The organism is Sphingomonas bacterium (genome assembly GCF_903643035.1).
Classification (GTDB): Bacteria; Pseudomonadota; Alphaproteobacteria; order Sphingomonadales; family Sphingomonadaceae; genus Sphingomonas.
Window position 1 is genome coordinate 1 of sequence record NZ_CAHJWW010000119.1, and the last position, 8,812, is coordinate 8,812.

Sequence of the window (8,812 nt, forward strand, 5' to 3'; positions counted from 1 at the left end):
TCCACGGGGACGCCGAGCACCGGCAGCGACGTCATCGCCGCCGCCATGCCCGGCAGGTGCGCCGCGCCGCCCGCGCCGGCGACGATCACCTTCAGCCCGCGCGCCGCCGCGCCCATCGCGTAATCGTACAGCCGCCCGGGCGTGCGGTGCGCGGAGACCACCCTCGCCTCCCGCGGCACGTCGAGCGCGTCGAGCGTCGCGGCAGCGTAGCGCATCGTCTCCCAGTCGGAGGTCGATCCCATGATGATGCCGACGACCGGCGCCGTCGTGGCGGATGCTGTCATGTCGACCGGGTAGCGAGGCGGGCATCGCCCGGCAACCGACCTGGCGCACCAGATCGCGTCGTTCAGGAATCAGTGCGGATTCGCGCGCTATGCCCGGCGACGGCTGCCAATCGGCGTCCGTCGCGGTGACGGGCGCGCATCAGCGGGAGATATCGCAATGAAGAGACTGTACCTGGGGCTGGCGCTCGCGATCGCGCCGGTCGTCGCCGCGCCCGTCGTGGCGCAGAGCCGGTCGGACCAGCAGCGGTGGAACACGGCGCAGGCGCGCTATCGTGCCGAGACCGACCTCTACCAGCGCGAGCGCGACCGCTATTATCGCGTGGCCGGCCGCGACGGTTATGCGCGGCCCGGCTACGACCAGGGTCCGGGCTATCCGCCCCCGCCGCCCCCGCCCCCGGGGGGCTATCAGCAGGGTGGCTATCAGCAGGGCGGCTATCGGCCGGATGCCCGCGACGACGACGGCCGCTTCGCGACGAACTACGACGCGGCGCGCGACTATCGCGACGACGCCAGCTACCAGCCGCGCCAGCTGTCCTCCAGCGACCAGGTCTATCGCGGGTCGGACGGGCGCTACTACTGCAAGCGCAAGGACGGCACGACGGGGCTCATCCTCGGCGCGGCCGGCGGCGGCATCCTGGGCAACGTGATCGACGGCGGGCGCAACCGCGTGGCGGGCACGCTGATCGGCGGCGCGCTGGGCGCGCTGGCGGGCAAGTCGGTCGACCAGAACAGCGGCAACGGCTATAGCTGCAAGTGATCGGATCGGGGGCGGGCCTGACGGTCCGCTCCCGCCCTTCGCGGGAGAATGCGAACGCCCGTCCATCCGGGCCGGCTAGCTATCCTCGACCAGCCGTCCGTACAGGTCGGGCCGCCGGTCGCGGAAGAAGCCGAACGCGGCGCGGTGGCGGCGCACGCGCGCGAGGTCGATCGTCGCGGTGATGACGCCCTCTTCCTCGCGGCCGAGTTCCGCTAGGATGTCGCCGCGCTCGTCGGCGATGAAACTGGTGCCGTAGAAGGTCTGCCCCCCCTCTTCGCCACCGGGCTCTGTGCCGACGCGGTTGGCGGCGACGATCGGCACCACGTTGCTGACCGCGTGGCCCACCATCGCACGCCGCCACAGCCGGGCGGTGTCGAGCGAGGTGTCGTGCGGCTCGCTGCCGATCGCGGTGGGGTAGAACAGCACCTGCGCCCCCATCAGCATCATCGCGCGCGCGGCCTCGGGATACCATTGGTCCCAGCACACGCCGACGCCCAGCGTCGCGTCCGGCGCGGCCGCCGGGCCGGGCCACACCTTGAACCCGGTATTGCCGGGGCGGAAATAGAACTTCTCCTCATATCCCGGGCCGTCGGGGATGTGGCTCTTGCGATAGACGCCCTGCACCTCGCCGTCCGGACCGATCATCGCGAGCGAGTTGTAGTGGTGCGGCCCGTCCGCCTCGAAGAAGCTGGTGGGGATGGTGACGCGTAGCGCCTCCGCCAGCGCCTGCATCGCCAGCACCGCCTTGTGCTGCGTCACCGGCGCGGCGTTCGCGAACAGTCCCTCGTCCTCGGTGCGGCAGAAATACTCGCCCTCGAACAGCTCGGGCGGCAGGATCACCTGAGCGCCCCGCGCCGCCGCCTCATGGACGAGGCGCGAGACGGCGGCGATGTTGCGGTCGATGTCGGGCGTGAAGCCGAGCTGAAGCGCGGCGACGGTGATGGCGGTCATGGGCAAGGTGTAGGCGAGGCGAATAGGATCGTCACCCCGGCACAAGCCTGACCTGAGCTTCGCCAAAGGGGCCGGGGTGACGGGGTATCGAGGGTGAGGCGCTAAGCCGGCACCTGCTGGCTGATGCAGTGAAAGCTGCCGCCGCCCGTCAGTATGTGGTCCGCACGCAGGCCCACCGCCGCGCGATCGGGGAACAGCGCGCCGATCGCCGCCACCGCCGCCTCGTCGTTCGCCGCGCCGTACAGCGGCACCACCACGGCCGCGTTGCCGATGTAGAAGTTCATGTAGCTCGCCGGCACGATCTGCTCGTCGCGCAGCACGCGGCCGGGCGACGGGATCGCCGCCACCTCCACCCCCGCCGCCTCCGCGCGCAGCCGCGCGTCCTGGTACACGCGCCAGTTGGGATCGTTCTCCTGCGCGACCGGCAGCGCCAGCCGGTTGGGCGCGACGAAGCGCGCGAGGTTGTCGACGTGCCCGTCGGTATGGTCGTTGACCAGCCCCTCGCCCAGCCACAACACCCGCTCGAAGCCCAGGTCGTCCGCCAGCCGCGCCTCGATGTCGTCGCGCGACAGCGACGGGTTGCGGTTGGGGTTGAGCAGGCACTGCTGCGTCGTGACGACGAGGCCGGTGCCGTCGCCGTCGATCGCGCCGCCCTCCAGCACCCAGCGGCACCGCCGCGCCGCGATCCCCTCCCCCGCCGCCAGCCGCTCGCCGATGTCCTCGTCGCCCGCCAGGTCGTATTTCCCGCCCCAGCCGTTGAAGCCGAACGCCCGGCCTTCGAGCGCCGACAGCAGGATGGGTCCGGTGTCGCGCAGCCAGATATCGCCGAACGGCTGCACCACCACGCGGGCGAATGGGGCGGCGTCGCGCGCCGCGTCGGCCGCCTCGCGGTCGGCGGCGACCAGCAGCACGGGCTCGCCGCGCCCGTCGGCATGAACCGCGCAGGCGAAGGCGGCGACCTCCGCGCGGGCGGGCGCAAGGTCGTCCAGCCACAGCTCCCGGTGGCTAGGAAAGCCGATCCATACCGCGCGATGCGGCGCCCATTCGGCGGGCGGCGGCATCATCGGTCGACTCTGGCGGAATGGCGGGGAGCGCAGGCGGGAAGCAAGGGCGATCCTGTGGCGGCGATGCGGCCGTGTGACAGGCCGCAGGTGACGGTGCAAGCGGGCGGCGGGACCGGATGGAGCGGCCTAGGCCGCGGCATTGTCGATCCCCAGCTCGCCCAGCCGGCGGTACAGCGTCGAGCGGCCGATGCCCAACCGGCGGGCGACCTCCGTCATCCGGCCGCGATAGTGGCCGATCGCGAGGCGGATCACATCGGCCTCGATCTCGTCGAGCGCGCGCAGATTGCCATCGGCGCGGAACAGCGTCACCCCGCCCGACGTCGCCATCGCGAGCGGCGCGCGCACCGGCGCCAGCCGCTGCCGGCCCAGTTGCGCGATCATCGGGAAGTCGGCGGCGGTCAGCGCGGCGCCCTCGCACAGCACCGCGGCACGGAACAGCGCGTTCTGGAGCTGGCGCACGTTGCCCGGCCAGTCGTAGATGCCGAGCAGCGCCAGCGCGTCCTCCGTGATGCCCAGCGCGCGCAGTCCCGGCTGCTGCGCGATGCGCGCGAGCAGGTGGCGGGCGAGCGCGGGGATGTCGGCGGTACGCTCGCGCAGCGGCGGGATCGTCACCTGAACGGCGTTGAGCCGGTAGTACAGGTCCTCGCGGAAGCGACCCGCCTCCACCTCCTCGAACAGGCGCGTGTCGGTGGCCACGATCATGCGCACGTCCACCTCGCGCGGGTGGCGCGCGCCCAGCGCGTGGACCGTGCCCGTCTGGAGCAGCTGGAGCAGCTTGGCCTGCGCGTCGAGCGGCAGGCGGCCGATCTCGTCCAGGAACACCGTTCCCCCGTCCACCTCCGCGAAACGGCCGGTCCTGCGCTCGAACGCGCCGGGAAAGGCGCCGGTCTCGTGCCCGAACAGCTCGGACTCGATCAGGTTTGTGGGGATGGCGCCGCACGCGACGCAGGTCATCGGCCTGCGCGAGCGCGGGGAGGCGGCGTGGATCGCCTCCGCCACCACTTCCTTGCCGACCCCGCTCTCTCCCTCGATCAGCACCGGCACGCGGCCACGCGCGGCCTTGGCGGCGATCGCGAGCGCGGCGCGGAAGTCGGGCGACGACCCGACGATCTCCTCAAACGCCAGCAGCGCGGGTATCTTCTCGGTCAACGGCCGCAGCTCGCCCGCGGCCGTCCCCGCCACCGCCGCCTCCAGCGCGGCGAGCAGCCGCTCGGGCGCCAGCGGCTTGACGAGGAAGTCGGTCGCCCCCGCGCGCATCGCCGACACCGCATGCGCGACCGATCCATCGGCCGTGATCAACAGGATCGGCAACGACGGACGACGGCTGCGCAATTCCGCGATCAACGGCGTGGCATCGGCGTCCGGCGCCCTGTCGTCGAGCAGCACCGCGTCGAGCTGCATCCCGTCCTGCGTGCCGAGCGTCGCGATCCCCATCTCGCCGTCCGTCGCGAAGACCGATCGCCAGCCGCCACGCGATGCGAGCGCCGCCACCAGCCGCCGCCGCGCGGGCTCGTCGTCGATCAGCAGGAGCAGGCGCTGGCCGTTGCGCGTCATCGATTGGATCCCCCGTCTTGGGACCGGCGTGTAACGCCATTGGGTAAAGCTGCGCTTAAGCGTCGCCCGGGCGCCACCCGGCCATAGGCAGGGTGGAGGACTTGAGGGCGGGAACAAGCGCGGTTAGGATCGGGGCGAACACGAACAGCGGGACGGATCGGGATGGTCAAGGACGCCGACATCAAGAGCCAGGTTGCGACCTATGGAGGGCTGATCGGAACGATGAAATGGGGGGCGGTGGCGGTGGCGGCGATCGTCGCCATGGTGATCTGGCTGATCGCCAGATAGGCGTGCGGATCGGCATCCTTCGCGAGACCGCGCGGGGCGAGCGCCGTGTCGCCGCAACGCCGGAGACGGTCCGCAAGCTCGTCGCGATGGGCGCCGCGGTCGCCGTGGAGGCGGGGGCGGGCCTGTCCGCCTCGATCGCGGACGCGGACTATGCGGCGGCGGGCGCGACGGTGGCGGACCGGGCGGCGACGCTGGCCGGGACGGAACTGATGCTGGCGGTGCAGGGACCCGATCCGGACGGCCTGTCGGGCGTGGCGACGGGCGCGTGGCTGGTCGGCGCGCTCGATCCGTTCGGGCCGAGCCGCGAACAGGGCCGCGCCCGCGTGGAAGGCTATGCCGCGGCGGGCGTGGAGGCGCTGGCGATGGAGTGGATGCCGCGCATCACCCGCGCGCAGTCGATGGACATCCTGTCGTCGCAGAGCAACCTCGCCGGCTACAAGGCGGTGCTGGACGCGGCGGGGGAATATGGCCGCGCCTTTCCGATGATGATGACGGCCGCGGGCACCATCTCGGCGGCGCGCGTGTTCGTGATGGGGGTCGGCGTCGCGGGATTGCAGGCGATCGCGACGGCGCGGCGGCTGGGTGCGCAGGTGTCCGCGACCGACGTCCGCTCCGCGACGCGCGAGCAGATCATGTCGCTGGGCGCCAAGCCGGTCTTCGTCGAGAAGGTGGCGGGGATCGAGGGCGAGGGCGCGGGCGGCTATGCCGGCGAGATGAGCGCCGAATACCAGGCAGCGCAGGCCGCGCTGGTGTCGAGCCATATCGCCAGGCAGGATATCGTCATCACCACCGCGCTGATCCCCGGTCGCGCTGCGCCCCGGCTGGTCACCGACGCGCAGCTTGCCAGCATGCGGCCGGGCAGCGTCGTCGTCGACCTGGCGGTCGAGCAGGGCGGCAACGTCGAGGGTTCGGTCGCGGGCGAGGTTGCGGAGCGGCACGGCGTCAGGCTGGTCGGCCACCGCAACGTCGCCTCCCGCCTGCCGGCGGACGCCTCCGCGCTGTATGCGCGCAACCTGTTCAACTTCTTGGCCGCGTTCTGGAACAAGGATGCGGGCCGCCCCGTGCTGCCCGACGGCGACGAGATCGGCGACGCGATCCGCCTGACGCGCGGCGGGCGCGTGGTGAACGCGAGGCTGCTCTCTTGATCCTCCCCGTCTCGGGGAGGGGGACCGCGCCGCGCGAGCGGCGTGGTGGAGGGGCGTCGGCCTCCAAGGTGCCACCGAACGTCGAGCGCGCCCGCAAGCTGCGACGGGAGATGAGCTACCCGGAAGTTCTGCTATGGCAGCGGCTGCGAGGCTCGCCCTGCGGCATGAAGTTCCGCAAGCAGCATCCGCTCGGACCATATGCTCTGGATTTCTATTGTGCCGCCGTGCGTCTCGCGTTCGAGGTCGATGGAGAAGTGCATTCGATGATGGACGCGCCACAGCGCGATGCAGTGCGTGAGGAGTATATCGTCGCCTCGGGCATCAAGGTCGTCCGCGTCCTCGCGCGCGATGTGCTCCGAGACGCCGACGGGATCGCGGCATCGATCGTTGCACTCGCATCGACGCCCCTCCACCACCGGGCTTCGCCCGGCGGTCCCCCTCCCCGTTCCGGGGAGGATCAAGAATGATCGATCCTATGGATTGTAGCCGTTTGCCCTCGCGACGGTTCTTCATCGGCTTTGGAGCAGCACTCGCGGTCTCGACATCGCTTGTGGCAACGACTGCCACCCTTCTAGTAAGCCCGCTTCTGGAGCATTGACATGGACTTCGTCTCGATCCTGTCGGTGTTCGTGCTGGCCTGCTTCGTGGGCTATTACGTCGTCTGGTCGGTCACGCCCGCGCTGCACACGCCGCTGATGGCGGTCACCAACGCTGTGTCGTCCGTCATCATCGTCGGCGCGCTTATCGCCAGCGCGGCGGTCGTGCTCGACCGGTCGGGGGCGGCGTCGAAGGCGCTGGGGCTGCTGGCGGTGGTGATGGCCAGCGTCAACATCTTCGGCGGCTTCGCCGTCACCGCGCGGATGCTGGCGATGTACAGGAAGAAGGACCGGCCGGCGGCGAGGCACGAATAGCGTCGGCCTGCCGCATCGCGCGGGGCGGTCGGCCCAGGCAAGTGACGTGACATGCCGGCATCCGCTGGCGTGACAGGCAACGGGGACGGGGTGGGATGGAACACGCAGGCTCGGTGAACTCCTGGGCGGCGCTCGCCTATCTCGTGGCGGGTGCGTGCTTCATCCTCGCGCTGCGCGGGCTGTCGAGCCCGACGTCGAGCCAGCGCGGCAACCGCTTCGGCATGGTCGGCATGGGCATAGCGGTCGTCACGACGCTGCTGACGCACGCGCCCGTCATCCCGGCGATCGCGGTCGGCTCGCTCGACGGGGAGGATCACCACGCATTGCTGTCGCGGCTGGACGGTGTGACGCTGGTCGAGATCCTCGCGGCGATCGCGCTCGGCGCCGCGGTCGGCATCGTCACCGCGCGGCGGATCGCGATGACGGCGATGCCGCAACTGGTGGCCGCGTTCCACAGCCTCGTCGGTCTCGCCGCCGTGCTGGTGGCGGCGGCGGCGTTCCTGAACCCGGTCGCGTTCAGGATCGTCGGCCTGGACGGCGCCATCCTGCCCGTCTCCCGGATCGAGATGGGGCTGGGCGTCGCGATCGGTGCGATCACATTCTCCGGCTCCGTCATCGCGTTCCTGAAGCTGAACGGCAACATGGGCGGCAGGCCGATCATGCTGCCCGGCCGCCACCTCATCAATCTCGGGCTTATCGCGGGCATCCTCGCGCTGATCGCCTGGTTCACGCAGGACCAGTCGGCATGGGTGTTCTGGACGATCACGGTCCTGTCGTTCGCGATCGGCTTCCTGCTGATCGTGCCGATCGGCGGGGCGGACATGCCGGTCGTGGTGTCGATGCTGAACAGCTATTCGGGCTGGGCGGCGGCGGCGATGGGGTTCACGCTGCACAATCCCGCGATGGTCATCACCGGCGCGCTGGTCGGCTCGTCGGGCGCGATCCTGTCGTACATCATGTGCCGCGCGATGAACCGCAGCTTCGTCAGCGTCATCGCCGGCGGCTTCGGCGCGGAGGCGGGGCCGACAGGCGGCGGCACCGCGATCGACCGGCCGTGGAAGCGCGGTTCGGCAGAGGACGCCGCGTTCCTGATGGGCCAGGCCGAACAGGTCATCATCGTTCCGGGCTATGGCATGGCGGTCGCCCAGGCGCAGCACTCGCTGCGCGAGATGGGCGACCTGCTCAAGAAGGAGGGCGTGCGCGTCAAATACGCGATCCACCCGGTCGCGGGGCGGATGCCCGGCCACATGAACGTCCTGCTGGCGGAGGCGAACGTGCCCTATGACGAGGTGTTCGAGCTGGAGGACATCAACGGCGAGTTCGCGCAGACGGACGTCGCCTTCGTGATCGGCGCCAACGACGTGACCAACCCCGCCGCCAAGACCGACAGAAGCTCGCCGATCTACGGCATGCCGGTGCTCGACGTGGAAAAGGCGAGGACGGTGCTGTTCATCAAGCGCAGCATGGGCGGGGTCGGCTATGCCGGCGTCGACAACGAGCTGTTCTATCGCGACAACACGATGATGCTGCTCGCCGACGCCAAGAAGATGGTCGACGACATCGTCAAGGCGCTGGGATGACAGGCACTGGAGCGACAGGCACCGGAGCGACAGGCGCCGACCGGATGCGACCGGCATGATCGTCGCGGACGAGGGACAGGGGCGCGACGACGCGCGGCTGGCCGCGCGTCTCGTCGGGCTGGCGGCGATGCCGGAGACGGACTGGTCCACCGCCGACGCCGAGCTTGCCGGCTCCGGTCCCGCGCTGCTGATCGTGGAGGCGGCCGGCGTCGCCGACGCGGTGCTCGCCTGCGTCCTCCCCGCGATCGCGCGCCTGGCGAGCGAGGAGGCGACCGCGG

General features: G+C 70.9%; 11 protein-coding genes. 7 read left to right on the top strand and 4 right to left on the bottom strand.

The genetic code is table 11. The annotated features are described in order from the left end of the window. On the bottom strand, positions 1 to 284 hold a 284-nt coding region (locus HUV01_RS08815), incomplete at its 3' end, for an AIR carboxylase family protein (protein WP_174297917.1). A gap of 157 nt (positions 285 to 441) precedes the next feature. Here HUV01_RS08815 and HUV01_RS08820 point away from each other — a divergent pair. Then, complete coding sequence (locus tag HUV01_RS08820) at positions 442 to 1,041, top strand: glycine zipper 2TM domain-containing protein (protein ID WP_174297918.1); 600 nt, start codon at positions 442 to 444, stop codon at positions 1,039 to 1,041. A 75-nt stretch (positions 1,042 to 1,116) separates the two neighbouring features. On the opposite strand, the gene aguB is transcribed toward HUV01_RS08820, so the two are convergent. The 3 genes from aguB to HUV01_RS08835 form a co-directional block, all read right to left on the bottom strand. Continuing rightward, positions 1,117 to 1,992 carry an N-carbamoylputrescine amidase gene (gene aguB, locus HUV01_RS08825; protein ID WP_174297919.1) on the bottom strand — a complete coding sequence of 292 codons (876 nt, stop codon included), beginning with the start codon at positions 1,990 to 1,992 and terminating at the stop codon, positions 1,117 to 1,119. A gap of 101 nt (positions 1,993 to 2,093) precedes the next feature. Further along, complete coding sequence (locus HUV01_RS08830) at positions 2,094 to 3,053, bottom strand: agmatine deiminase family protein (protein WP_174297925.1); 960 nt, start codon at positions 3,051 to 3,053, stop codon at positions 2,094 to 2,096. Between the two features lie 129 nt (positions 3,054 to 3,182). After that, positions 3,183 to 4,610, bottom strand: a complete 1,428-nt coding sequence (locus HUV01_RS08835) for a sigma-54-dependent transcriptional regulator (RefSeq protein WP_174297920.1) — start codon at positions 4,608 to 4,610, stop codon at positions 3,183 to 3,185. Positions 4,611 to 4,772: 162 nt separating this feature from the next. Here HUV01_RS08835 and HUV01_RS08840 point away from each other — a divergent pair, with 162 nt between their 5' ends. The 6 genes from HUV01_RS08840 to HUV01_RS08865 all read left to right on the top strand — a co-directional run. Then, positions 4,773 to 4,898, top strand: a complete 126-nt coding sequence (locus tag HUV01_RS08840) for an aa3-type cytochrome c oxidase subunit IV (protein ID WP_254606519.1) — start codon at positions 4,773 to 4,775, stop codon at positions 4,896 to 4,898. Positions 4,899 to 4,900: 2 nt separating this feature from the next. Beyond that, a complete protein-coding gene (locus HUV01_RS08845; RefSeq protein ID WP_174297921.1) occupies positions 4,901 to 6,043 on the top strand; it encodes an NAD(P) transhydrogenase subunit alpha in 1,143 nt (380 codons plus the stop codon). Positions 6,044 to 6,111: 68 nt separating this feature from the next. Further along, positions 6,112 to 6,510 (top strand): endonuclease domain-containing protein, encoded by a 399-nt coding sequence (locus tag HUV01_RS08850; protein WP_254606520.1) that lies wholly within the window; start codon positions 6,112 to 6,114, stop codon positions 6,508 to 6,510. 132 nt (positions 6,511 to 6,642) lie between these two features. After that, on the top strand, positions 6,643 to 6,954 hold the full coding sequence (locus HUV01_RS08855) for a proton-translocating transhydrogenase family protein (RefSeq protein ID WP_174297922.1): 312 nt from the start codon (positions 6,643 to 6,645) through the stop codon (positions 6,952 to 6,954). A gap of 95 nt (positions 6,955 to 7,049) precedes the next feature. Then, positions 7,050 to 8,534 (top strand): NAD(P)(+) transhydrogenase (Re/Si-specific) subunit beta, encoded by a 1,485-nt coding sequence (locus HUV01_RS08860; protein WP_174297923.1) that lies wholly within the window; start codon positions 7,050 to 7,052, stop codon positions 8,532 to 8,534. A gap of 55 nt (positions 8,535 to 8,589) precedes the next feature. After that, positions 8,590 to 8,812, top strand: a 223-nt coding sequence (locus HUV01_RS08865; protein WP_174297924.1) for a hypothetical protein, incomplete at its 3' end; no start/stop codon positions are given.